General features: G+C 60.8%; 18 protein-coding genes and 4 tRNA genes. 20 read left to right on the forward strand and 2 right to left on the reverse strand.

All coding sequences use genetic code 11. The features are described 5' to 3' along the window. Positions 1-274: 274 nt before the first annotated feature. The 11 genes from uvrB (at position 275) to ACZ0AZ_RS18530 (ending at position 8,411) form a co-directional block, all read left to right on the forward strand. The gene (gene uvrB / locus ACZ0AZ_RS18480; protein WP_039762031.1) at positions 275-2,290 is read left to right on the forward strand and encodes an excinuclease ABC subunit UvrB; all 2,016 of its coding nucleotides are present in this window, start codon (positions 275-277) and stop codon (positions 2,288-2,290) included. 163 nt (positions 2,291-2,453) lie between these two features. Continuing rightward, a complete protein-coding gene (gltX, locus tag ACZ0AZ_RS18485; protein WP_039762140.1) occupies positions 2,454-3,935 on the forward strand; it encodes a glutamate--tRNA ligase in 1,482 nt (493 codons plus the stop codon). A gap of 188 nt (positions 3,936-4,123) precedes the next feature. Further along, positions 4,124-4,199: transfer RNA gene (locus ACZ0AZ_RS18490), tRNA-Ala, on the forward strand. A 79-nt stretch (positions 4,200-4,278) separates the two neighbouring features. Next, positions 4,279-4,354 (forward strand) — tRNA-Glu (locus ACZ0AZ_RS18495). Positions 4,355-4,407: 53 nt separating this feature from the next. Then, a tRNA-Ala gene (locus ACZ0AZ_RS18500) sits at positions 4,408-4,483 on the forward strand. Positions 4,484-4,563: 80 nt separating this feature from the next. Continuing rightward, positions 4,564-4,639, forward strand: a tRNA-Glu gene (locus ACZ0AZ_RS18505). Between the two features lie 182 nt (positions 4,640-4,821). After that, entirely contained in the window at positions 4,822-5,361 is a 540-nt protein-coding gene (locus tag ACZ0AZ_RS18510; protein ID WP_039762033.1) for a TetR/AcrR family transcriptional regulator, read from the forward strand. 30 nt (positions 5,362-5,391) lie between these two features. Then, the gene (locus ACZ0AZ_RS18515; RefSeq protein WP_129999134.1) at positions 5,392-6,225 is read left to right on the forward strand and encodes an alpha/beta fold hydrolase; all 834 of its coding nucleotides are present in this window, start codon (positions 5,392-5,394) and stop codon (positions 6,223-6,225) included. A 46-nt stretch (positions 6,226-6,271) separates the two neighbouring features. After that, complete coding sequence (locus ACZ0AZ_RS18520) at positions 6,272-6,715, forward strand: acyl-CoA thioesterase (RefSeq protein WP_129999133.1); 444 nt, start codon at positions 6,272-6,274, stop codon at positions 6,713-6,715. A gap of 173 nt (positions 6,716-6,888) precedes the next feature. Beyond that, complete coding sequence (locus tag ACZ0AZ_RS18525; protein WP_039762034.1) at positions 6,889-7,848, forward strand: tRNA dihydrouridine synthase; 960 nt, start codon at positions 6,889-6,891, stop codon at positions 7,846-7,848. Between the two features lie 119 nt (positions 7,849-7,967). Next, on the forward strand, positions 7,968-8,411 hold the full coding sequence (locus ACZ0AZ_RS18530) for an Hsp20 family protein (RefSeq protein WP_039762036.1): 444 nt from the start codon (positions 7,968-7,970) through the stop codon (positions 8,409-8,411). A gap of 51 nt (positions 8,412-8,462) precedes the next feature. On the opposite strand, the gene ACZ0AZ_RS18535 is transcribed toward ACZ0AZ_RS18530, so the two are convergent. Both ACZ0AZ_RS18535 and ACZ0AZ_RS18540 read right to left on the reverse strand, forming a co-directional pair. Beyond that, on the reverse strand, positions 8,463-11,741 hold the full coding sequence (locus ACZ0AZ_RS18535; RefSeq protein ID WP_039762038.1) for a PAS domain S-box protein: 3,279 nt from the start codon (positions 11,739-11,741) through the stop codon (positions 8,463-8,465). A 63-nt stretch (positions 11,742-11,804) separates the two neighbouring features. Continuing rightward, the gene (locus ACZ0AZ_RS18540; RefSeq protein ID WP_039762039.1) at positions 11,805-12,695 is read right to left on the reverse strand and encodes a LysR family transcriptional regulator; all 891 of its coding nucleotides are present in this window, start codon (positions 12,693-12,695) and stop codon (positions 11,805-11,807) included. A gap of 139 nt (positions 12,696-12,834) precedes the next feature. Here ACZ0AZ_RS18540 and leuC point away from each other — a divergent pair, with 139 nt between their 5' ends. The 9 genes from leuC (at position 12,835) to ACZ0AZ_RS18585 (ending at position 24,047) form a co-directional block, all read left to right on the forward strand. Next, positions 12,835-14,265: a 3-isopropylmalate dehydratase large subunit gene (gene leuC / locus ACZ0AZ_RS18545; RefSeq protein WP_310407352.1), complete on the forward strand. Its 1,431-nt coding sequence runs from the start codon at positions 12,835-12,837 to the stop codon at positions 14,263-14,265. 2 nt (positions 14,266-14,267) lie between these two features. Continuing rightward, positions 14,268-14,912 (forward strand): 3-isopropylmalate dehydratase small subunit, encoded by a 645-nt coding sequence (leuD, locus tag ACZ0AZ_RS18550; RefSeq protein WP_024012386.1) that lies wholly within the window; start codon positions 14,268-14,270, stop codon positions 14,910-14,912. 132 nt (positions 14,913-15,044) lie between these two features. Continuing rightward, positions 15,045-15,812, forward strand: a complete 768-nt coding sequence (locus ACZ0AZ_RS18555) for a class I SAM-dependent methyltransferase (protein ID WP_463537860.1) — start codon at positions 15,045-15,047, stop codon at positions 15,810-15,812. Positions 15,813-15,867: 55 nt separating this feature from the next. Then, positions 15,868-16,950: a 3-isopropylmalate dehydrogenase gene (gene leuB / locus ACZ0AZ_RS18560; protein ID WP_039762044.1), complete on the forward strand. Its 1,083-nt coding sequence runs from the start codon at positions 15,868-15,870 to the stop codon at positions 16,948-16,950. Positions 16,951-17,016: 66 nt separating this feature from the next. Continuing rightward, entirely contained in the window at positions 17,017-18,129 is a 1,113-nt protein-coding gene (gene asd / locus ACZ0AZ_RS18565; RefSeq protein ID WP_039762046.1) for an aspartate-semialdehyde dehydrogenase, read from the forward strand. Between the two features lie 248 nt (positions 18,130-18,377). Further along, entirely contained in the window at positions 18,378-19,388 is a 1,011-nt protein-coding gene (locus ACZ0AZ_RS18570; protein WP_463537861.1) for an aspartate-semialdehyde dehydrogenase, read from the forward strand. 209 nt (positions 19,389-19,597) lie between these two features. Continuing rightward, the gene (locus ACZ0AZ_RS18575; protein WP_463537862.1) at positions 19,598-22,258 is read left to right on the forward strand and encodes a FimV/HubP family polar landmark protein; all 2,661 of its coding nucleotides are present in this window, start codon (positions 19,598-19,600) and stop codon (positions 22,256-22,258) included. Positions 22,259-22,525: 267 nt separating this feature from the next. Next, positions 22,526-23,350 (forward strand): tRNA pseudouridine(38-40) synthase TruA, encoded by an 825-nt coding sequence (truA, locus tag ACZ0AZ_RS18580; protein WP_016773937.1) that lies wholly within the window; start codon positions 22,526-22,528, stop codon positions 23,348-23,350. A gap of 64 nt (positions 23,351-23,414) precedes the next feature. Next, entirely contained in the window at positions 23,415-24,047 is a 633-nt protein-coding gene (locus ACZ0AZ_RS18585) for a phosphoribosylanthranilate isomerase (RefSeq protein WP_463537863.1), read from the forward strand. The last annotated feature ends 98 nt before the right edge of the window (positions 24,048-24,145 follow it).

Genomic DNA, 24,145 nt, shown 5'->3' on the forward strand with positions numbered 1-24,145 from the left:
CGGTGCACAAACGGGGAGCTAGTATAGAGGCCATCACCGCGCAATGGCGACAGGCGAATCGGCTTTTGCGGTAAGTTTTTCCGATTATTTCTTGACCGTTAGTCGATTGACTTTGTCAGAGTCTTTACCGGATGTAGGACGTTTGCCTTGAAAGCCCGGGCAATCGCCACCACATTAAGCACAATCCAGATTTTTCTTGCGCGACATCGGTCGTTTGCGGTCGTCCTCGCGGTGCTCCGTCTGACTCGGAAATGCCGCGATTCCAGAGGTGTGTATGTCGGAATTCCAGCTAGTCACCCGCTTCGAGCCCGCCGGCGATCAGCCGGAAGCCATTCGCCAGTTGGTAGAAGGCATTGAAGCCGGGCTGGCGCACCAGACACTGCTCGGTGTGACCGGCTCGGGCAAGACTTTCAGCATCGCCAACGTCATCTCCCAGGTACAGCGTCCGACGCTGGTGCTGGCGCCGAACAAGACCCTGGCCGCGCAGTTGTACGGGGAGTTCAAGGCGTTCTTCCCGAACAACGCCGTGGAATATTTCGTTTCCTACTACGACTACTACCAGCCCGAAGCGTATGTGCCGTCGTCCGACACCTTCATCGAGAAGGACGCGTCGATCAACGACCACATCGAGCAGATGCGCCTGTCCGCAACCAAAGCGTTGCTCGAGCGCAAGGACGCGATCATCGTCACCACGGTGTCGTGCATCTACGGTCTGGGCAGTCCTGAAACCTATCTGAAAATGGTCTTGCACGTGGATCGCGGCGACAAGCTCGATCAGCGCGCGCTGCTGCGGCGCTTGGCGGACTTGCAGTACACCCGCAACGACATGGATTTCGCCCGGGCAACGTTCCGCGTGCGCGGCGACGTGATCGACATCTTCCCGGCGGAATCGGATCTGGAAGCGATTCGTATCGAGCTGTTCGATGACGAGGTCGAGAGCATTTCCGCCTTCGATCCGCTGACCGGCGAAGTCATCCGCAAGATGCCGCGCTTCACCTTCTATCCGAAGAGCCACTACGTGACGCCTAGGGAAACCCTGCTCGACGCCATCGAAGGCATCAAGGTCGAATTGCAGGAGCGCCTCGAATACCTGCGCAGCAACAACAAACTGGTGGAAGCCCAGCGTCTGGAACAGCGCACCCGTTTCGATCTGGAGATGATCCTCGAACTGGGTTACTGTAACGGCATCGAAAACTACTCACGTTACCTGTCCGGGCGTCCATCCGGCGCGGCGCCACCCACGCTTTACGACTACTTGCCCGCCGACGCGCTGTTGGTCATCGACGAATCCCACGTCAGCGTGCCGCAGGTCGGTGCGATGTATAAGGGCGACCGTTCGCGCAAGGAAACCCTGGTCGAGTACGGCTTCCGCCTGCCTTCGGCGCTGGATAACCGGCCCATGCGTTTCGACGAGTGGGAAGGGGTCAGCCCGCAGACCATTTTCGTCTCGGCGACGCCCGGCAACTATGAAGCCGAGCACGCCGGGCGCGTGGTCGAACAAGTAGTGCGGCCGACCGGTCTGGTCGACCCACAGGTTGAAGTGCGGCCGGCGCTGACCCAGGTCGATGACTTGCTCTCGGAAATCACCAAACGCGTGGCGATAGAAGAGCGGGTGCTGGTCACCACGCTGACCAAGCGCATGGCCGAAGACCTGACCGATTACCTCGCCGACCACGGCGTGCGCGTGCGTTACCTGCACTCGGACATTGACACCGTCGAGCGCGTCGAGATCATCCGCGACTTGCGCCTCGGCGTGTTCGATGTGCTGGTCGGGATCAACCTGCTGCGTGAAGGCCTCGATATGCCGGAAGTGTCACTTGTGGCGATTCTCGACGCCGACAAGGAAGGCTTCCTGCGCTCCGAGCGCTCGCTGATCCAGACCATCGGTCGCGCTGCGCGTAACCTCAATGGCCGGGCGATTCTCTACGCCGATCGCATGACCGGTTCGATGGAGCGGGCGATTGGCGAGACCGAGCGCCGTCGCGAGAAACAGATCGCCTTCAACCTTGAGAACGGCATCACCCCGAAAGGTGTGATCAAGGACGTCGCCGACATCATGGAAGGCGCCACCGTGCCGGGTTCGCGCAGCAAGAAGCGCAAAGGCATGGCCAAGGCCGCCGAAGAGAACGCCAAGTACGAAGCCGAGTTGCGCTCGCCCAGCGAAATCACCAAACGCATCCGCGCGCTGGAAGAGAAGATGTACCAACTGGCGCGGGATCTGGAATTCGAAGCAGCGGCGCAGATGCGCGATGAGATTGCCAAACTGCGCGAGCGATTGCTTACGGTATAAGGGATCGTTCCTTGTGGGAGCGAGCCTGCTCGGGAATGGCCTTCACACAATCGGAAGGCCTTAGGGTATCTGGCTTAAATACCTGCCCGCTGGAGCGGGGCGGGTGTCGCCTGTTACCATTCGCCGCTTGATTGTTCTGCTCTTCATTTTTTCGAGACAAGCCATGACCACCGTCCGCACTCGCATCGCGCCATCGCCTACCGGGGACCCCCACGTAGGTACCGCTTACATCGCATTGTTCAACTACTGCTTTGCCAAGCAGTATGGCGGTGAGTTCATCCTGCGCATCGAAGACACCGATCAGTTGCGTTCGACCCGCGAGTCCGAACAGCAGATCTTCGACGCCCTGCGCTGGCTCGGCATTGACTGGAGCGAAGGCCCGGACGTCGGCGGCCCGCACGGCCCATATCGGCAGAGCGAGCGCGGCGATATCTATCAGAAGTACTGCCAGCAACTGGTCGACATGGGCCATGCGTTCCCGTGCTTCTGCACGGCTGAAGAACTCGATCAGATGCGCGCCGAGCAAATGGCTCGCGGCGAAACTCCGCGCTACGACGGCCGCGCACTGTTGCTGTCGAAGGAAGAAGTCGCGGCGCGCCTGGCCGCTGGCGAACCGCACGTGATTCGCATGAAGGTGCCGAGCGAAGGCGTCTGCGTGGTGCCGGACATGCTGCGTGGCGACGTCGAGATCCCGTGGGATCGCATGGACATGCAAGTGCTGATGAAGACCGACGGCCTGCCGACGTACTTCCTTGCCAACGTGGTCGACGATCACCTGATGGGCATTACTCATGTCTTGCGTGGCGAGGAATGGCTGCCATCGGCACCGAAACTGATCTTGCTCTACGAATACTTCGGCTGGGAACAACCAGAGCTGTGCTACATGCCGCTGCTGCGTAACCCGGACAAGAGCAAGCTGTCCAAGCGCAAGAACCCGACCTCGGTGACGTTCTACGAGCGCATGGGCTTCATGCCGGAAGCGATGCTCAACTACCTCGGGCGCATGGGCTGGTCGATGCCGGACGAGCGCGAGAAGTTCTCGCTGCAGGAAATGGTCGACAATTTCGACCTCAAGCGGGTGTCCCTCGGCGGGCCGATCTTCGACATCGAGAAGCTGTCGTGGCTCAACGGCCAGTGGCTGCGCGACCTGCCTGTGGAAGAATTCGCTGCGCGGGTGCAGAAGTGGGCGTTCAATCCCGAGTACATGATGAAGATCGCGCCGCACGTGCAGGGCCGGGTTGAAACCTTCAGCCAGGTCGCACCGCTGGCGGGGTTCTTCTTTGCCGGCGGCGTGAATCCGGATGCCAAGCTGTTCGAGTCGAAAAAACTCTCCGGCGATCAGGTTCGTCAGTTGATGCAGTTGATCCTGTGGAAGCTGGAAAGCCTGCGTCAGTGGGAGAAGGACAGCATCACCGCGACGATCCAGGCGGTAGTCGAATCGCTCGAATTGAAACTGCGCGATGCGATGCCGCTGATGTTTGCTGCGATCACCGGGCAGGCGAGTTCGGTGTCGGTGCTCGATGCGATGGAAATCCTCGGCCCGGACCTGACCCGTTTCCGCTTGCGACAGGCGATTGACCTGCTGGGTGGCGTGTCGAAGAAAGAAAACAAAGAGTGGGAAAAGCTCTTGGGCGCCATCGCCTGATTGCTTTTGCTTCTTTGCAGGACTGCCGAAGGCTGCGATCTTTTGATCCTGCCTTCGGCGTTTCTCCCGAATTTACGGGGGAGGGCGGTAAGTGATTGTTATCCCGGCAAAAAATTTTGAAATTTTTCAAAAATAAGTTTGACAGGCTTTCGATACGCCCTTAAGATTCGCCCCGTCCTCAGCGATGAGGGGCTATAGCTCAGCTGGGAGAGCGCTTGCATGGCATGCAAGAGGTCGACGGTTCGATCCCGTCTAGCTCCACCAATTTACACTTCGAGGTCTGGCCACACCGGCCTTGAAGCGATCAACACTCAGCGTTGATCAGTTGTATAGAAGGGTTTGCGTCCCCTTCGTCTAGTGGCCTAGGACACCGCCCTTTCACGGCGGTAACAGGGGTTCGAGTCCCCTAGGGGACGCCAGTTTTACAGAAGTGATGTTGCAAGAGATCACTCCGCCGCGAGGCGAAAAATCCGGGGCTATAGCTCAGCTGGGAGAGCGCCTGCATGGCATGCAGGAGGTCAGCGGTTCGATCCCGCTTAGCTCCACCAATTTTACAGTTCAAGGTCTGGCCACACCGGCCTTGAATCGATCAGCTCTCAGCACTGATCAGTTGTATAGAAGGGTTTGTGTCCCCTTCGTCTAGTGGCCTAGGACACCGCCCTTTCACGGCGGTAACAGGGGTTCGAGTCCCCTAGGGGACGCCACGATTACCCGCTCTGCGGGATTTTATAAGGGTCATTCAATTATTGAATGGCCCTTTTGTTTGTCTGGCGTTTGGCCAATTCTCCATTTTCCTTACACTGTGCTTCAGACCAGCGGTCATATTCATGACTTGCGGAATATTATTATGCGAATAATATTCTAGTCGTAATATTCGGAGGCAACGATGAACGATAAAAAAGCTCAAACCCGCGAACGCATCCTCAAGGCTGCCAGCGCTGCACTGATTCAGCGCGGCCCTGCAGATCCGAGCGTGGGCGAAGTGATGGGCGCAGCCGGCCTGACCGTCGGCGGCTTCTACGCACACTTCGAAAGCAAGGACGCGATGATGCTCGAAGCGTTCAAACAGCTGCTGGGCCGCCGTCGCGACTTGATTGCCGACATGGATGCCGATCTGACCGGCGAAGAGCGTCGCGCCTTGGTGGCTGCGTTTTACCTGTCGCGCAAACACCGTGATTCCAGCGACGCGGCGTGCCCGATTCCGGCTTCGATTGGTGAGCTGGGGCGTTTGCCGGAATCGTTCCGCATCGCGCTGAACGAGCATCTGGAGCTGATGGTCGCGCAACTGGCGGCCAGCCCGGAAGACACCGACAAGGCTCTGGCCGACGTCGCGCTGATGGTGGGCGGTCTGGCGCTGGCAAGAGCGCTGGGCCCGGGAGAGTTATCCGATCGACTGCTGCGCGCTGCCAAGTCGGCGGTGCGTTGACCTGAAGGCAGCAAGCCTGAGGAGAGAGCGATGAACGCGTTGAAGTGGGTTCGTGGCGTTAACGGTACCTTGGGCTGGTTTGCACCGAAACTGGTGGCGAGCAAAATGCGCCTGGCGTTCATGACGCCCCGCGCGCTACCGCTGCGGGATTGGGAGCTGCCGCTGTTGGCCAGCTCCGAACGCATCACGTTGCGCTTCGGCCTGTCGGCGCTGCGCTGGGGCCAAGGCCCTACGGTGCTGCTGATGCATGGTTGGGAAGGGCGGCCAACGCAATTCGCTTCGCTGATCAATGCGCTGGTCGATGCCGGTTATACAGTCGTCGCACTCGACGGCCCGGCCCATGGTCGCTCCCCTGGGCGCGAAGCCAATGTGGTGCTGTTCGCCCGCGCCATGCTTGAAGCCGCTGCCGAATTGCCGCCGCTGCAAGCGGTTATCGGACACTCCATGGGCGGCGCCAGCGCGATGCTCGCCGTGCAATTGGGGTTGCGCACCGAAACCCTGGTCAGCATCGCCGCCCCGTCGCGCATTCTCGGCGTACTGCGCGGATTCGCGCACATGGTCGGCATGCCGCCGCGCGCGCGCTCGGCGTTCATTCGTCAAGTCGAGCAGGACGTCGGCATGCGCGCCGCGACGCTTGACGTTGCCCACTATCAACTGGATATGCCCGGCCTGATCGTGCATGCCGAGGACGACAATTTCGTCTCGGTAAAGGAATCGCAATTGATTCACGAAGCCTGGTTCGACAGTCGCCTGCTGCGCCTGGAAAGCGGCGGCCATCAACGCGTGCTGGCCGACCCTCGAGTGATTGATGGTGTGTTATCACTGCTTGCCGGTCGCAGCCTTCAGGCGCGCCAATCGGCCTGAGCTCCGTTACACTGCCCCGGTTGAATACTTTGACCGGGAGTGGGGCATGGGCTGGGATCGGGCAACGCCGTTTACCATTGATCTGCAAGTAGGCGCCGAAGACATCGACGGGCTCGGGCACGCCAATAACGCGGTGTACGTGACCTGGCTCGAGCGCTGCGCCTGGCGCCATTCGCAGCGCCTCGGCCTGGACCTGGTCGAATACCGGCGGCTGGATCGGGCGATGGCCGTTGTCCGCCACGAAATCGATTACCTGGCCGCCGCCTATGAAGGTGATGAACTGCAACTGGCGACCTGGATCGTCGACTGGGACCAGCGCCTGAAAATGACTCGACATTTCCAACTCAAACGCCCCAGCGACAACGCCACCCTGTTGCGCGCGCAGACCACGTTTGTCTGCATCGAGCTGTCGACCGGCAAGCCCAAGCGCATGCCCGCTGAATTTATCGAAGGCTATGGCCCGGCGATCCATATTGCAGAGGCGATGTAAATCTCACCCGTGGGAGCGAGCCTGCTCGCGAAAGCGTCAGGTCAGTCACGCATGCATGAGCTGACAGACCGTCTTCGCGAGCAGGCTCGCTTCCACAGAGATATGTGTTGTCCTGCGGTTTTCTGCGATATCCAGTAAACTGCCGCACGTTTTTCTCCAAGTAGTGTTTCCCCATGCAAATTGCTCTGGCGCCCATGGAAGGGTTGGTCGACGACATCCTGCGCGACGTGCTGACCCGCGTTGGCGGCATTGATTGGTGCGTGACCGAATTCATTCGGGTCAACGACCAGTTGCTCACACCGGCTTACTTCCACAAATTCGGCCCCGAGCTGCTCAACGGTGCTCGCACCGCGTCCGGTGTGCCGCTGCGCGTGCAATTGCTCGGTTCCGATCCGGTGTGCCTGGCGGAAAACGCCGCGCTGGCCTGCGAGCTTGGCTCGGAAGTGATCGATCTGAACTTCGGCTGCCCGGCCAAGACCGTCAACAAATCCCGCGGCGGCGCCGTGCTGCTCAAGGAGCCGGAGCTGCTCAACCAGATTGTCGAGCACGTCCGTCGCGCCGTGCCGGCGCACATCCCTGTCACGGCAAAAATGCGTCTGGGTTTCGACAGCCCTGACGGCTCGCTGGTCTGCGCCACGGCGCTGGCCGAAGGCGGGGCAGAGCACATCGTCGTGCATGCGCGGACGAAAATGGACGGCTACAAACCGCCTGCTCATTGGGAGTGGATCCCGCGTGTGCAGGACGTGGTCAAGGTGCCGGTGTTTGCCAACGGGGACATCTGGAGCGTCGAAGACTGGCGTCGGTGCCGCGAAATCAGCGGTGTCGAAGACATTATGCTCGGTCGGGGTCTGGTCTCCCGCCCGGATCTCGCTCGGCAGATCGCTGCGGCGCGCGCTGGCGAAGAGGTCGTCGAGATGACCTGGGCCGAGCTGATGCCGCTGATTCAGGACTTTTGGCTGCAGGCCAAGGCGCAAATGACCGCGCGCCAATCGCCCGGTCGCCTCAAGCAATGGCTGGCCATGCTGACGCGCAACTACCCGCAAGCCGTCGAGCTTTTCACCGTTCTGCGCCGCGAAACCGAGCCGGATCAGGTCTCGCGTTTGCTCGGATTGCCGCTCGTCGAGGCCGCATAAAAAATCTCAAAATAATCTCTTGAAATCAAAACAGCGGTCCCTATCTAAGGGTTACGCGATGCCGAATTCGGGTCGCGGAGACACAAAACCTTGCTGATTGTTTTCAGGAGATTTGAATCATGAGTACTGCATTTTCTCTCGCGCCACTGTTCCGTTCCTCGGTAGGTTTCGACCGTTTCAACGACCTGTTCGAAACCGCCCTGCGCAACGAGCCAGGCAGCAGCTACCCACCTTACAACGTCGAAAAACACGGTGATGACCAATACCGTATCGTCGTTGCGGCCGCCGGTTTCCAGGAAGAAGACCTGGACCTGCAAGTCGAGAAGGGTGTGCTGACCATCAGTGGCGGCAAGCGTGACACTGACGAGAGCGTCACGTTCTTGCATCAAGGCATCGCCCAGCGAGCCTTCAAGCTGTCGTTCCGTCTGGCCGATCACATCGAGATCAAGGACGCTGCCCTGCGCAACGGCCTGCTGAGCATCGACCTGCTCCGTGTGATCCCGGAAGAAGCGAAAGCCAAGCGCATCCCGATCAATGGAGCGCAGCAGCCCGTTCTGCAATAACCCCAGGGCAACAAAAAAGGGCGCCAGCGATGGCGCCCTTTTTTGCGTCCGCTATTCGAGCAGTTTCTTCAGATCCTCCAGCGCCACCGGCCGGCTGTGCAAATAGCCCTGATACAAATGGCAGTCCAACCCCTGCAAAAACGCCAACTGCTCCGGCGTCTCCACGCCTTCGGCAATCACTTCCAGCTCGAGGCTGCGGGCCATCGCGACAATTGCGCGAATGATCTCAGCGACATTGGAGTCGGTGGTCGCATCGCGGATAAACGACTGGTCGATTTTCAGCGTGTCGACCGGCAGCCGTTTCAGGTACGTCAGTGATGAATAACCGGTGCCGAAATCGTCCATGGCGAAACTCACGCCGAGCTTTTTCAAGCGGCGCATTTTGCTGATGGTGTCGTCCAGATTCTGAATGACGATGCCTTCGGTAATCTCCAGTTTCAGCAGCGAGCAGGGCAGGCCGTGGCTGGTCATGCTGTGTTCGATGCGTTCGACGAAATCGTTCTGGCGGAACTGCCGCGGGCTGATGTTCACGCACAGGCTGAAGTTGAGCGGGTCGACGAGTTTCAGTGCGATCAATTGTTTGAAGGCGTTGCAGGCTTCATCGAGGATCCACGTGCCGACTTCGAGGATCAGACCGCTGTCTTCCAGCACTTTGATGAATTCAGTAGGCGATTGCGCGCCGAGTTCGGGATGGTTCCAGCGCACCAGGGCTTCGGCGCCAATGATGCGGTTGTCGCGGGCATCGACTTGCGGCTGAAAGTGCACGTTGAACTCGCCGCGTGATAGCGCCAGGCGCAGATCGGTCTCCATGCGCAAGCGTTCGCTGGCCGCTTTCTGCATGGTGTTGTGATACATCTGCGTGGTGTTGCGCCCGGAATCCTTGGCCCGGTACAGGGCGATGTCGGCGCGTTTGAGCAGGTCGGTCGGCGTCGAGCCATGATCGGGAATCAGCGCGACGCCAATGCTCGGCGTCACTTGCAGGCGCTGGCCATCGAGGAACATCGGCTCCGAAAGCAATTCGCGAATGGTGTCGGCCAAGGCACGTACTTGCTCGCTGACCTCACTGCGCGAACCTTCGAGGCCGCTGAGCAACACCACGAATTCATCGCCACCGAGGCGCGCCACCGTGTCTTCCATGCGCACGCTGGCTTCGAGCCGCGCGGTGATGATTTTCAGCACGGTGTCGCCGACCGGGTGGCCGAGGGAATCGTTGATGTGCTTGAAGTGATCGAGGTCGAGAAACAGCAAGGCGCCGCGCAGATTGTGGCGCTTGAGCAGGGCGATCTGCTGACTCAGGCGATCCATCAGCAGCGCGCGGTTGGGCAGGTTGGTCAGCGGGTCGTGGTAGGCCAAGTGACGAATCTGCGCTTCGGCGTTTTTCAACAGGCTGACGTCGCGCGCGGTCAGCAGCAGGCACGCGGTTTCATTGAGGGTGATTGGCTCGACCGAGACCTCGACAGTCAGCAATTCGCCGCGCTTGTTGCGCCCGAGCATCTCCTGATGATGCACGCGGCCCTTGATCTGCAGTTCGGCGAGAAGCGTCGAGCGCTGCTTTTCTTCGGCCCAGATGCCTACTTGGTAAACGGTTTTACCCACCACTTCGTCGGCGCGGTAGCCGGTGAGGCGACAAAAGCCGTCGTTGACCTCTAGATAACGCCCGGTGTCGCGCTCGGTGATGGTGATGGCGTCGGGGCTGGAGTGAAACGCCTTGGCGAATTTTTCTTCGCTGGCCTTAAGCGCCGCTTCCGAGCGCTGTTGCTGGGTGATGTCGCGCAGGGTGGTGACGATGCACGGCTGATCGCCGACGCTGATCTGCCGACTGGAAATCACGCAGGTCAGCGACTGGCCGTCCTTGTGCTGGACGAGAATGGCCACGTTACTCAGGCCTTGTTCGCGAATCACCCGCTCGATGCGTTGCAGGCTTTTCGCCGAGGCGTCCCACAGGCCGATTTCCTCGGCGGTGTGGCCGATCACATCGGCGGCGCTCCAGCCAAAGGTTTGGCTGAAGCTCGAATTGATCTCGATGAACTCCCCGGTTTCCTGGCGCGTCACGCAGATCGGATCGGGGCTGACCTGGAACAGCGTGGCGAATTTTTCTTCCGATGCCACCAGCCGCTGCTCCCGCTCGACCTGATCGGTGATGTCCAGCAGCGTGCCGGCCATGCGCAGCGGCGCGCCGTTGTCGTCGCGGTACAGGCGGGCGCGGCTTTCCAGATAGCGCGAGCTGCCGTCGGGCAATTGCACGCGATAGGTCAGTTGATAATTGCCGGCGGGGCCCTCGCGCAGGCTGCGGTAGGCGTCGCGCATAGTGTCGCGCTCCTCGCCCGGCACGCCTTCGAAAAACTCCTCGAATGATTCATGGAATGGAATCGGCTCCAGCCCGTGCAATTGCGCAGCGCGCGCCGAGCCGTAAAGCATGCCGCTGGGGATGTGCCAGTCCCAGGTGCCAAGTTGTGCTGAATCCAGCGCCAGGTCGAGGCGTTCCTGGCTGTCCTTCAAGGCCAGTTCGGCGGCTTTGCGTTCGGTGGTGTCGAGGAACGTGCTGAGCAGATAGGGCTGGCCCTCGAGCTCGACTTTCTGCGCGCTGAGGATGCCGTCGTGGACTTGGCCGTTGCTGGCGCGGAACTGCACTTCCATGCTGATCAGTTCGCCCTTGGCCTTGGTTTTTTTCACCAGTTCGGCACGTTGCTCGGGATGCACCCACAAGCCCAGTTCCAGGGTGGTGCGGCCGATCGCGCTTTGCACCGGCCAGCCGAACAGGCTTTCGAAATACTGATTGGCCTCGCTGATCAGGCCGTCCTCCTGACGGGTCAGCAGCACCATGTTCGGGCACAGGTGGAAAAGTGTAGCGAAACGTTTCTCCGAGCTGCTCAGGGCCTGCTCGCGCTGGCGTTGGTGGGTGATTTCGCGAATCACCCCGATCATTCGGGGCCGACCGTTCTTGTCCGGCAACAGGCTGCCGCTGATCTCCAGCCAGTGCAGGCTGCCGTCGGGCCAGCGAATGCGGTGATGCATCGCCTGCTCCAACGGGGCGCCGGCGATCACTGCGTGGAACGCGCGCACGGTTTTCGCGCGGTCTTCCGGCGGCAGCAGGTCGAGGTATTCCAGGTCGGCGGGCAACGGCTGCCGTGGATCGAAACCGAACAACGCCTGGGTGCCCCGCGACCAGCTGATCTGGCCGCGCTCGATGTCCCAATACCAGGCACCGAGACGCGCGCCGTTGAGTGCAGCGAGCAGTTGCGGCGCGCTTTCCCAGCTCTGCTCGGAATGGCGCGGATCGACGGCCTGGATTCGCGGCATCGGCGGAGTTCGGTCAACGGATTTCGGCATTGTCAGCGGGCCTTGAGCTGAGTGGCGTTAGGCACAGGAGCGGCTCTATAGAAGTAGCACAAGTCAGGCCGGGATCCCTGGCCGATCGATTTGTGCATCCAGCAGGGCCATGAAGGCTCTAGCTGCATTCGATAGCGTCCGTTCGGTGTGCAAGATATAGCCTAGCTGGCGAGTGAGCTGTATGCCCGGCAATGCGATGCTTGCCACTTGTTCGTCGAGCATGGTGCGCGGCAGCACGCTCCAGGCCAGGCCAATGGAGACCATCATCTTGATGGTTTCCAGATAGTTGGTGCTCATGGCGATGTTCGGCGTGAGGCCTTGGGCTTCGAACAAACGCTGGACGATATGATGAGTAAAGGTGTTGCCGCCGGGGAAAACCGCCGGATGACCGGCAATGTCCGCCAGACTGACGACGCCGTTATTGATCAGCGAGTGCTCCGGGGCGACGACGAAATCCAGCGGGTCGTCCCATACCGGCGTGGCTTTGACCAAGGTGTGTGGCTCTGGCGCGAGGGTGATGACCGCCAGTTCGGCGCGGCCGTGGAGAATTTCCTCGTAGGCCACTTCCGAATCGAGGAACTGAATATCCAGCGCAACCTGTGGGTAGCGGCGGGTGAACTCCCTCAATAGAGGCGGCAAGCGGTGCAGGCCGATGTGGTGACTGGTGGCCAGGGTCAGACGGCCGCTGACTTCACCGGTCAGGTTGGTCAGGGCGCGGCGGGTGTCGTCGAGCACATTGAGAATCTGATAAGCCCGTGGCAGCAGGGCACGACCGGCCTCGGTCAGGCCTACTTCGCGACCCAGTCGGTCGAACAGCCGCACCTTCAATTGCTGCTCAAGCCCGGCGATGCGCTTGCTGATCGCCGGTTGCGTCAGATGAAGGCGTTCGCCAGCGCCGGAAAAACTGCCGGTCTCGGCGATGGCAATAAAAGCGTTGAGGTTAGCCAAGTCCATGTCGCATTCCAGTTGGTTATCCAAAGCATAAAAAATATGAATTTGAGTTATTTAATCTAACCCCATAGGATCGGCCTCACAAGCCAAAGGGTTATTGATAAGCCCAGGGCATAGAAACAAGCTGATGAGGAACCGTCTGATGGCCGGCAAAACGCTCTACGACAAGCTCTGGGATTCGCATTTGGTCAAGCAGCGCGACGATGGCTCGGCGCTGATCTACATCGATCGTCACATCATCCACGAAGTGACTTCGCCGCAAGCCTTCGAAGGCCTGCGCCTGGCCGGGCGCAAGCCTTGGCGCATCGATGCCAACATTGCGACCCCGGACCACAACGTACCGACCACTCCGGAGCGCAAGGGCGGTATCGAAGCCATTGCCGACCAGGTCTCGCGTTTGCAGGTGCAGACCCTCGATGACAATTGCGATGAATACGGCATCGTCGAATTCAAGATGAACGACGTGCGTCAGGGTATCGTTCACGTGATCAGCCCGGAGCAGGGTGCGACCTTGCCGGGCATGACCGTGGTCTGCGGTGACTCGCACACTTCGACCCACGGCGCATTCGGTGCATTGGCCCACGGCATCGGCACCTCCGAGGTCGAGCACGTGCTCGCCACCCAGTGCCTCGTCGCCAAGAAAATGAAAAACATGCTGGTGCGCGTCGAAGGCCAGTTGCCGTTCGGCGTGACCGCCAAGGACATCGTCCTTGCGGTGATCGGCAAGATCGGCACCGCTGGCGGTAATGGCCATGCCATCGAGTTTGCCGGCAGCGCGATCCGCGATCTGTCCGTTGAAGGCCGCATGACCATCTGCAACATGTCCATCGAAGCCGGCGCCCGCGTCGGCCTGGTGGCGGCGGACCAGAAGACCATCGACTACGTCAAAGGTCGTCCATTCGCGCCGAAAGGCGAGCAGTGGGACATGGCCGTCGAAGCCTGGAAAGACCTGGTTTCCGACGCCGATGCCAAGTTCGACACGGTGGTCGAGCTCGACGCTGCGCAAATCAAGCCGCAAGTCAGCTGGGGCACTTCCCCTGAGATGGTTTTGGCTGTTGATCAGAAGGTGCCGGACCCGGCCAGGGAAATGGATCTGGTCAAGCGCGACTCGATCGTCCGTGCCCTGAAATACATGGGTTTGACCGCCAATCAGGCGATCACCGACATTCAGCTCGATCGCGTGTTCATCGGTTCTTGCACCAACTCGCGCATCGAAGACTTGCGCGCCGCTGCGGTGATCGCCAAGGGCCGCAAGGTCGCCTCGACCATCAAGCAGGCGATCGTCGTGCCGGGCTCAGGTCTGGTCAAGGCGCAGGCCGAAGCCGAAGGGCTCGACAAGATTTTCCTCGAGGCCGGTTTCGAATGGCGCGAGCCGGGCTGCTCGATGTGCCTGGCGATGAACCCGGACCGTTTGGAGTCCGGCGAGCATTGCGCCTCGACTTCCAACCGTAACTTCGAAGGCCGTCAGGGCGCCGGTGGCCGTACCCACCTGGTCAGCCCGGCCATGGCGGCGGCAGCAGCGGTGAACGGCCGTTTCATCGATGTTCGTGAATTGATCCAAGGAGCACAGTAAAGATGAAGGCATTTACTCAGCACACGGGTCTTGTCGCGCCTCTGGATCGTGCCAACGTCGATACCGATCAGATCATTCCCAAGCAGTTCTTGAAGTCGATCAAGCGCACCGGCTTCGGTCCGAACCTGTTCGATGAGTGGCGTTATCTGGATGTCGGCCAGCCGTACCAGGACAACTCCAAGCGCCCGTTGAACAAGGATTTCGTCCTCAACGCCGAGCGTTATCAGGGTGCCAGCGTATTGCTCGCCCGCGAGAACTTCGGCTGCGGCTCGAGCCGTGAACACGCGCCGTGGGCGCTGGAAGAGTACGGTTTCCGTAGCATCATCGCGCCGAGTTACGCCGACATCTTCTTCAACAACAGTTTCAAGAACGGCCTGCTGCCGATCATTCTCAGCGATGCAGAAGTTGATGAACTGTTTAAGCAGGTTGAAGCCGAGCCGGGTTATCAATTGCAGATCGACTTGCAAGCGCAGACCGTGACCCGCCCGGATGGCAAGGTCTACAGCTTCGAGATCGACGCGTTCCGCAAGCACTGCCTGCTCAACGGTCTGGACGATATCGGCCTGACCTTGCAGGACGGCGATGCGATTGCGACGTTCGAAGCAAAGCATCGGGTTAGCCAGCCGTGGTTGTTCCGCGACGCCTGATTCGAGATTGATGTAGTCAAGGCGGGCCCCTTCGCGAGCAGGCTCGCTCCCACCTTGGAATGCATTCCCCTGTGGGAGCGAGCCTGCTCGCGAAGACGGCAGCCCAAACAACGTAGATACCAGGATGTGACCATGACCAGCACCGCCCAACACACTCAGGTCGTCCAGAAGCAATTCGGCGATCAGGCCGCCGCTTACCTGAGCAGCGCCGTTCACGCCCAAGGCAGTGAATTCGCACTGCTGCAGGCTGAGCTGACCGGGCAGGGCGGTGCGCGGGTGCTGGATCTGGGTTGTGGCGCCGGTCACGTCAGCTTTCATGTGGCACCGCTGGTCAGGGAAGTGGTGGCTTACGACCTGTCGCAACAAATGCTCGACGTGGTTGCCGGCGCTGCCGTCGATCGCGGCTTGAGCAACATCACTACCGTCAACGGTGCTGCCGAGCGCTTGCCGTTCGCGGATGGCGAGTTCGATTTCGTGTTCAGCCGCTATTCGGCGCATCACTGGAGCGATCTCGGTCTGGCCTTGCGCGAAGTGCGTCGGGTGCTGAAGCCAGGTGGCGTGGCAGCGTTCGTTGATGTGTTGTCACCGGGCAGTCCATTGTTCGACACTTACCTGCAAAGCGTTGAAGTGCTGCGCGACACCAGCCACGTGCGCGACTACTCCGCCGCCGAGTGGCTGCGCCAGGTCAGCGAGGCCGGTCTGCATGTGCGCAGCACCACGCGTCAGCGCCTGCGTCTGGAGTACGGCAGCTGGGTCGAGCGCATGCGCACGCCAGAAGTGATGCGCGCGGCGATCCGCCAGTTGCAGCAGTCGATGGGCAACGAAGTGCGTGAGTATTTTGAGATAGATGCCGACGGCTCGTTCAGTACCGATGTGATCGTACTGATGGCCGAGCGATAAGAATTTTTCCCGGCGCGCCGTTCAGTGGCGTACCGCTTGAAGACACGAGGAAAGCATGAGCAAGCAGATTCTGATTCTCCCGGGTGACGGCATTGGTCCGGAAATCATGGCCGAAGCGGTCAAGGTGCTGGAATTGGCCAATGACAAGTACAGCCTGGGCTTCGAGCTGAGCCACGACGTGATCGGTGGCGCGGCCATCGACAAGCACGGCGTGCCGCTGGCCGACGAAACCCTCGATCGTGCACGGGCTGCCGACGCCGTACTGCTGGGCGCTGTCGGTGGGCCGAAATGGGACACTATCGAGCGTGATATCCGCCCTGAACGCGGTCTGCTGAAAATCCGTGCGCAACTGGGCCTGTTCGGCAACCTGCGCCCGGCGATCCTCTATCCGCAACTGGCCGACGCGTCGAGCCTGAAACCGGAAATCGTTGCCGGTCTGGACATCCTCATTGTCCGTGAGCTGACCGGCGGCATTTACTTCGGCGCGCCGCGTGGCACCCGTACGCTGGACAACGGCGAGCGTCAGTCCTACGACACCCTGCCGTACAGCGAAAGCGAAATCCGCCGCATCGCCCGTGTCGGTTTCGACATGGCCATGGTTCGTAGCAAGAAGCTCTGCTCGGTGGACAAAGCCAATGTGCTGGCATCCAGCCAGTTGTGGCGCGAAGTGGTCGAGCAGGTGGCCAAGGATTACCCGGAAGTCGAACTGAGCCACATGTACGTCGACAACGCCGCCATGCAACTGGTGCGTGCACCCAAGCAGTTCGACGTGATCGTCACCGACAACATGTTCGGCGACATCCTCTCCGACGAAGCGTCGATGCTCACCGGTTCGATCGGCATGCTGCCCTCGGCCTCGCTGGATTCCAACAACAAGGGCATGTACGAGCCGTGCCACGGTTCGGCGCCGGACATCGCTGGCAAAGGTATCGCCAACCCGCTGGCGACGATCCTGTCGGTATCGATGATGCTGCGTTACAGCTTCAATCTGCACGACGCTGCCGATGCCATCGAAAAAGCCGTCAGTGTGGTGCTCGATCAGGGCTTGCGCACCGGCGACATCTACTCGACCGGTTGTACCAAAGTCGGTACGCAGGAAATGGGCGACGCAGTAGTCGCCGCGCTGCGGAATCTGTAATCTCTCGGGCCCGCTGCGAAATTCAATACAAAGCAGCGGCCCACTTTTCAAGAAGGTGTAGTTGCGATGAAACGTGTAGGTCTGATCGGTTGGCGCGGGATGGTCGGTTCCGTGCTCATGCAGCGGATGCTGGAAGAGCAGGATTTCGATCTTATTGAGCCGGTGTTTTTCACCACGTCCAATGTTGGTGGCCAAGGCCCGTCCGTGGGCAAGGACATTGCTCCGCTCAAGGACGCTTACAGCATTGACGAGCTGAAGACCCTCGACGTGATCCTGACCTGCCAGGGCGGCGACTACACCAGCGAAGTATTTCCCAAGCTGCGCGAAGCGGGCTGGCAGGGTTACTGGATCGACGCGGCGTCGAGCCTGCGCATGAACGATGATGCGGTGATCATTCTCGACCCGGTCAACCGTAAGGTCATTGACCAGCAGCTGGACGCGGGCACCAAGAACTACATCGGCGGCAACTGTACCGTCAGCCTGATGCTGATGGGGCTGGGCGGTCTGTTCGAGGCCGGTCTGGTCGAGTGGATGAGCGCCATGACCTATCAGGCGGCCTCCGGTGCCGGCGCGCAGAACATGCGTGAACTGATCAAGCAGATGGGCGCGACCCACGCCGCTGTCGCCGATCAACTGGCTGACCCGGCCAGCGCGATCCTCGACATCGACCGTCGCGTGGCCGACGCCATGCGCAGTGAAGCGTATCCGACCGAAAACTTCGGCGTACCGTTGGCCGGCAGCCTGATCCCGTGGATCGACAAGGAACTGCCGAACGGCCAGAGCCGCGAAGAATGGAAGGCCCAGGCCGAGACCAACAAGATTCTCGGTCGCTTCAAGAGCCCGATTCCGGTCGACGGCATCTGCGTGCGCATCGGCGCCATGCGCTGCCACAGCCAGGCGCTGACCATCAAGCTGAACAAAGACGTACCGATCGCCGATATCGAAGGGCTGATCAGTCAGCACAACCCATGGGTCAAACTGGTGCCGAACAATCGCGAAATCAGCATGCAGGAGCTGAGCCCGACCAAGGTTACCGGCACCCTGAATGTCCCGGTCGGTCGTCTGCGCAAGCTGAACATGGGTTCGCAGTTCGTCGGTGCCTTCACCGTCGGCGACCAGCTGCTGTGGGGCGCGGCCGAACCGCTGCGGCGCATGCTGCGGATCCTGCTGGAGCGTTGATCGCTTGAAGCAATGAACGAGCCCGTGCCTTGGAAAGAGGTGCGGGTTTTTTTATGCGCATTGATCGTTCCCATGCTCCGCGTGGGAATGCATCCCGGGACGCTCTGCGTCCCTTCCAAAGCAGAACGCGGAGCGTCCGTTGAGACATTCCCACGCAGAGCGTGGGAACGATCGGTACGGGCAGAAATTGCCTGTGCGCCACCCACCCGGTAAAGTGCCGCTCCCCCCGTTTTGCCAGAGGTAGTTCCATGACCCAGACTTTCGATATCGCCGTTATCGGCGCCACCGGTACTGTCGGCGAAACCCTCGTACAGATTCTCGAAGAACGCGACTTCCCGGTCGGCAATTTGCACTTGCTGGCCAGTAGTGAATCAGCCGGTAGCTCGGTGCTGTTCCGCAACAAAAACGTCCGCGTGCGCGAGGTCGACGAGTTCGATTTCAGCAAGGTCAGATTGGTGTTCTTCGCCGCGGGCGCTGCGGTGTCGCTGAGCTACGCCGCTCGCGCGCACGCTGCCGGTTGCTCGTTGATCGATCTCTCCGGCGCCTTGCCGGCCGATCAGGCGCCACAGGTGGTGCCGGAGGCCAATGCCGAGATCCTCGCCAGTCTGAAAAGCCCATTCCAGGTCAGCAGCCCAAGCCCGTCGGCCACTACGCTTGCGGTGGTGCTGGCGCCGTTGCTTGATCTGCTCGATCTGCAATACCTCAACGTCACCGCCAATCTGGCCGTTTCCGCCCAAGGTCGCGAGGCGGTCACCGAGCTCGCGCGGCAGACCGCCGAGCTGCTGAACATGCGCCCGCTGGAGCCGACCTTCTTTGATCGGCAGGTGGCTTTCAACCTGCTAGCCCAGGTCGGCACGCCGGATGCACAAGGCCACACGCTGCTGGAAAAACGTCTGGTACGCGAGTTGCGCCAGGTCCTGGCGAAACCTTTATTGAAGATTTCCGCCACTTGCGTTCAAGCCCCGGTGTTTTTTGGCGATAGCTTTAGCGTGACCTTGCAGTCAGGCAGCGCTGTTGACCTGGAAAAGGTCAACGCCGCGCTTGAGGCAGCGCCGGGCATCGAGCTGGTTGATGCCGGCGATTATCCGACCGCGGTTGGCGATGCGGTGGGGCAGGACGTGGTCTACGTCGGCCGCGTGCGCAGTGGCGTCGACGACCCGGCGGAACTAAATCTTTGGCTGACGTCAGATAACGTACGCAAAGGCGCGGCACTCAACGCCGTGCAACTGGCTGAGTTGTTGATAAAAGACCTGCTGTAAAAGATACTTGGCAACAATTTGTCGACTGATTCTAGGTGAGCGCTATGCTTGCCCGAAGCGGGTCAATGACGAGTCACCCTCCGGGACTTTCCGGGGCAGCACAGAAATGATCGCGCGCGGCGACTCTCGTCGTCGCGTGCAATGCCTTACGGCAGCGGTATTCAAAAGCTTCTCGCTGGCCGAGGAACGTTCAAACAAAGGATGAGGCTATGGTTCAAGTTCGCAAACTGGTGTTAGCAATAGCGGCCGCCTCGGCGCTGTCCTCCGGTATGGCGCATGCCCTCGGGCTCGGGGAGCTGACCCTGAAGTCGACCCTGAACCAGCCGTTGGTGGCTGAAATCGAGCTGCTCGACGTCAAGGATCTCACTGCCGCCGAGGTGGTACCGAGCCTGGCTTCACCCGAAGACTTCGCCAAGGCTGGCGTCGACCGCCATGCGTTTCTCAATGATCTGACCTTCACCCCGGTGCTCAACGCCAACGGCAAAAGCGTGTTGCGCGTAACTTCGAGCCAACCGCTGTCGGAACCGATGGTGAAGTTCCTCGTGCAGGTGATGTGGCCCAATGGCCGCCTGTTGCGTGATTACAGCGTGCTGCTCGATCCGTCGAAGTTCTCGCCGCAGACCGCTGACGCTGCCGCGCAACCGGCACCGTCGCAGACCATCTCCGCGCCAACCACTGGCGCCACCCATCGCAATCAATACACCACCACGCCGCGCGACACCTTGTGGGAAATCGCCGCGAAAGCACGCAACGGCGGCTCGGTGCAGCAGACCATGCTGGCGATTCAGGCGCTCAATCCGAATGCCTTTATCGACGGCAACATCAACCGCCTGAAAACCGGCCAGGTGCTGCGTCTGCCGGATCCGGTACAAAGCACGGCGCTGCCGCAGTCGGCAGCCATCGCTGAAGTGGCGGCGCAGAACGAAGCCTGGCGTCAGGGCCGTCGTTACGTGGCCAAGCCTGGCACCGGTCAGCAGCAGTTGGATGCAACCAATCGCGGTCGTGGCAATACCGGTACAGCGGCCAACGCTCAGGACAATCTGAGCCTGGTCTCGGCGGAAAGCGCCAAGCCCGGTGCGAAAGGCCCGGCCGGCGACGCCAAGGCGCTGAGCAATAAACTCGCAATCACCCAGGAAAACCTCGACACGACCCGTCGTGACAACGAGGAACTGAAAAGCCGCATGGCTGATCTGCAGAGCCAGCTCGACAAGCTTCAGAAGCTCATTGAGCTGAAAAACAATCAACTTGCGAAGATGCAAGCCGACGGTGCCGGCGCTGCGCCTGGCGCCAACGGTGCTGTGCCGCCGGTGCCGGCGATCACTGCCGAACTGGCCGCGACACCGCCAGCCACTCCGGCCGACGCCGCAGCGGCTTCACCGACTCCCGAGTCGGCCATCGCGCCACCAGCGGAAACCCCGGTTGAGCCAGTCGTCGAACCGGTGGTTGAAACTACGCCGCCTGCTGCCGCCGATGACGACAAAGCCTTCAATGAACTGCTGACCAATCCGATTCTGCTCGGCCTGATCGGCGGCGGTGCGGTGGTTCTGCTGCTTCTGCTGTTGCTGCTGGCGCGTCGTCGCAAAGCCCAGCAGGAAGCCGAAAAGCACCTGCGCATGGCCCGCGCTCTGGCTGAAGAGCAAGAGTTCTCCGCTGAGCAGGATCTGCCGGAAAGCAGCTTCTCTGGCCTGGAAACCCCAGCGGCCAGCGTCAAACTCAATACGCCAGCTCCAGCACCTGCGCCAACCCCGGCACCCGTCGTTGCTCCGGTGGTGATGGCTGCGCCGATTGCCGCGCCGCTGGTGGCCCCGGCCGGCGAGCGATCGGATGACGTGCTAGACAAAGCGCAGTCGCACATCAACGCCGGTCGCCTGAATCAGGCCGCCGCGCTGCTGGAAGAGGGCGTCAGCCTCGAGCCGGAACGCAGCGATCTGCGCCTGAAACTGATGGAAGTCTACGGCCAGCAGGGCGACCGCGATGCGTTCGTTGCGCAAGAGCGTCAACTGGTGGCTAATGGCGATAACTTCGCCAAGGTCGAAGCACTGAAGAGCCGCTTCCCGGCCATGGCCGTGGTTGCTGCCGGTGGACTGGCGGCTGCCGCCGTCGCTGCCGAGCTGGACGCGCAGTACGTCAAGGAACTGCTGCAAGACGAGCCGCAAGCGCCCGAGACCGCTGCTGACGACCTCGACACCGCGTTCGATTTGAGCCTGGACGACCTCGACAACATCACCCCGGTCGATCCTGCGCCAGCGGTCGAGCCAGAAGCGCCTGTCGAGCTCGACGCGTTTCCGGCCGAAGACGATCTGAGCTTCGCTTCGGTGCTGCAAGAGCAGACCGAGATGAAAGACAATCTCGACGATCTGTCGGACTTCGATCTGGACATGGATCTCGGCGCCGAACCATCACCGGCCACGTTGGCTGAAGATGACTTTCTGCTGGATCTTGATGACGGTGTGAAAGATCTGCCGCCGGTCGAGACGCCGGTAGTTGCTGACGTGCCGCAGGACGATCTGGAGCTGCCAGCCGATTTCGACCTGTCGCTGGCGGATGAAATGGACAGCAACCCAGCTGCTGAGCCGGATGCCTTCGCGGCCGAACTGGACGACGTCAATGCCGAGCTGGATCGCCTGTCGCAAAGCATGGCCGAACCGAGCTTCACCGAAGCGGACGCGGCGATGGGTGACGATCTGGGCGAAGACGATTTCGACTTCCTCGCCGGCACCGACGAAGCTGCGACCAAACTCGATCTGGCCCAGGCCTACATCGACATGGGCGACGCCGACGGTGCCCGTGACATCCTCAACGAAGTGTTGACCGAGGGTGACGAGAAGCAGCGGGGCGAGGCCAAGGAAATGCTTTCCAACCTGGCGTAAGTTCAGCGGTAAACAACAAGCGGCAGCCCGGTGGGGCTGCCGTTTTTGTTTGCGCCGGATTCGGGGGTGTCTGATCGATTGCTTTCGCGAGCAGGCTCGCTCCCACAGGGGGATGCATTGCAAATGTGGGAGCGAGCCTGCTCGCGAAGGCGGCGGTACTGCCGATAGAGAACTCTGGCATCCCCGGCCCACCGCCTTATAATGCCCGCCTTTGCAAAATCAGCAGGCTGTACCACCTTGGCAAACATAGATAACCCGGTCGCCGAAATGGCGCCCGACGGCTTTTACCGCGTCGCGCTGGGCGTTGAGTACAAAGGCTCGCGCTACAGCGGCTGGCAGCGTCAGTTGACCGGTGTGGCGACGGTGCAGGAAGAGCTTGAAAAAGCTCTGTCGAAAGTCGCCAATTCACCGGTTTCCCTGCAATGCGCCGGGCGTACCGACGCCGGCGTGCATGCCTGCGGCCAAGTGGTGCACTTTGACACCCAGGTTGATCGCTCGCTGAAAGCCTGGGTCATGGGCGCCAACATCAATCTGCCTCACGACATCAGCGTCAGTTGGGCCAGGGTCATGCCGGCGCATTTTCATGCGCGCTTCAAGGCCATTGCCCGGCGTTATCGCTATGTGATCTACAACGATCAGATTCGCCCGGCGCACCTCAACGAAGAAATCACCTGGAATCACCGCCCGCTCGACGCCGAGCGCATGGCCGAGGCCGCGCAGTACCTGATCGGTACCCACGACTTCAGCGCGTTCCGGGCTGGTCAGTGCCAGGCCAAGTCGCCGATCAAAAAGATGCATCACCTGCGCGTGACCCGACACGGCAAGATGATCGTGCTCGACATTCGTGCCAATGCCTTCCTGCATCACATGGTGCGCAATATTGCCGGTGTGCTGATGACCATCGGTGCCGGTGAGCGCCCGGTGGAGTGGATGAAAGAAGTGCTGGAGAGTCGCGAGCGTCGCTCCGGCGGGGTGACGGCGCATCCATATGGGCTCTATCTGGTGCAGGTCGAGTACCACGACGAATTCCCGTTACCCGAGCGCTTTATCGGGCCACATTTCCTTACGGGTTTCTCCGAACTTGACGGCTGACGCCCTCGGACGCTTTTGTTACCATCCGGGACGTTTTCGGATTTTGCCTTGAGGTTTTCCTGACATGTCAGCTGTTCGCAGCAAGATCTGCGGCATTACCCGCATCGAAGATGCGCTGGCCGCCGTCGAAGCCGGCGCCGATGCGATTGGTCTGGTGTTTTACGCCAAGAGCCCGCGTGCAGTGAATGTGCAGCAGGCAAGGGCGATCATCAAGGCGTTGCCGCCGTTCGTCACCACCGTGGGGCTGTTCGTCAACGCCAGTCGTTGCGAGCTGGGAGAAATCCTCGATGCGGTGCCGCTTGATCTGCTGCAATTCCATGGGGACGAAAGCGCGGAGGAGTGCGAAGGCTGGCATCGTCCGTACATCAAAGCGCTGCGGGTCAAGGCCGGCGATGACATCGCCGCTGCCTGCGATGCCTTTCCCGGCGCCAGTGGCGTACTGCTCGACACGTATGTCGAAGGGGTGCCTGGCGGAACCGGCGAGGCGTTTGACTGGTCACTGATTCCGCAACACCTGAGCAAGCCGCTGATTCTGGCCGGTGGCCTGACGCCGGAGAACGTTGCTGATGCGGTAGCGCGGGTCAAGCCCTACGCGGTGGATGTCAGCGGCGGGGTAGAAGCGAGCAAAGGCGTCAAGGATCACCACAAGATTCGCGCATTCATCAACGCGGTGCGCGGCAATACATCGTCGATGTGACGGCTGGCAGTCTGCCGCCGTCCATCAATGCACTTGCACAAAGCAAGCGCGGCTGAGGGTTGCTGAATCGTACGCAGGTCATGTTCCGCGCTGACCGC

Source organism: Pseudomonas sp. AC239 (genome assembly GCF_979258545.1).

What these genes read in the sequence shown, in the direction of transcription:
- gltX (WP_039762140.1), top strand. Translation starts at nt 2,454, where the DNA reads ATGACCACCGTCCGCACTCGCATCGCGCCATCGCCTACCGGGGACCCC.
- leuC (WP_310407352.1), top strand. Translation starts at nt 12,835, where the DNA reads ATGGCCGGCAAAACGCTCTACGACAAGCTCTGGGATTCGCATTTGGTC.
- uvrB (WP_039762031.1), top strand. Translation starts at nt 275, where the DNA reads ATGTCGGAATTCCAGCTAGTCACCCGCTTCGAGCCCGCCGGCGATCAG.
- asd (WP_039762046.1), top strand. Translation starts at nt 17,017, where the DNA reads ATGAAACGTGTAGGTCTGATCGGTTGGCGCGGGATGGTCGGTTCCGTG.
- ACZ0AZ_RS18535 (WP_039762038.1), bottom strand. Translation starts at nt 11,741, where the DNA reads ATGCCGAAATCCGTTGACCGAACTCCGCCGATGCCGCGAATCCAGGCC.
- ACZ0AZ_RS18555 (WP_463537860.1), top strand. Translation starts at nt 15,045, where the DNA reads ATGACCAGCACCGCCCAACACACTCAGGTCGTCCAGAAGCAATTCGGC.
- ACZ0AZ_RS18520 (WP_129999133.1), top strand. Translation starts at nt 6,272, where the DNA reads ATGGGCTGGGATCGGGCAACGCCGTTTACCATTGATCTGCAAGTAGGC.
- ACZ0AZ_RS18585 (WP_463537863.1), top strand. Translation starts at nt 23,415, where the DNA reads ATGTCAGCTGTTCGCAGCAAGATCTGCGGCATTACCCGCATCGAAGAT.
- truA (WP_016773937.1), top strand. Translation starts at nt 22,526, where the DNA reads ATGGCGCCCGACGGCTTTTACCGCGTCGCGCTGGGCGTTGAGTACAAA.
- ACZ0AZ_RS18515 (WP_129999134.1), top strand. Translation starts at nt 5,392, where the DNA reads ATGAACGCGTTGAAGTGGGTTCGTGGCGTTAACGGTACCTTGGGCTGG.
- ACZ0AZ_RS18530 (WP_039762036.1), top strand. Translation starts at nt 7,968, where the DNA reads ATGAGTACTGCATTTTCTCTCGCGCCACTGTTCCGTTCCTCGGTAGGT.
- leuD (WP_024012386.1), top strand. Translation starts at nt 14,268, where the DNA reads ATGAAGGCATTTACTCAGCACACGGGTCTTGTCGCGCCTCTGGATCGT.
- leuB (WP_039762044.1), top strand. Translation starts at nt 15,868, where the DNA reads ATGAGCAAGCAGATTCTGATTCTCCCGGGTGACGGCATTGGTCCGGAA.
- ACZ0AZ_RS18575 (WP_463537862.1), top strand. Translation starts at nt 19,598, where the DNA reads ATGGTTCAAGTTCGCAAACTGGTGTTAGCAATAGCGGCCGCCTCGGCG.
- ACZ0AZ_RS18525 (WP_039762034.1), top strand. Translation starts at nt 6,889, where the DNA reads ATGCAAATTGCTCTGGCGCCCATGGAAGGGTTGGTCGACGACATCCTG.
- ACZ0AZ_RS18510 (WP_039762033.1), top strand. Translation starts at nt 4,822, where the DNA reads ATGAACGATAAAAAAGCTCAAACCCGCGAACGCATCCTCAAGGCTGCC.
- ACZ0AZ_RS18540 (WP_039762039.1), bottom strand. Translation starts at nt 12,695, where the DNA reads ATGGACTTGGCTAACCTCAACGCTTTTATTGCCATCGCCGAGACCGGC.
- ACZ0AZ_RS18570 (WP_463537861.1), top strand. Translation starts at nt 18,378, where the DNA reads ATGACCCAGACTTTCGATATCGCCGTTATCGGCGCCACCGGTACTGTC.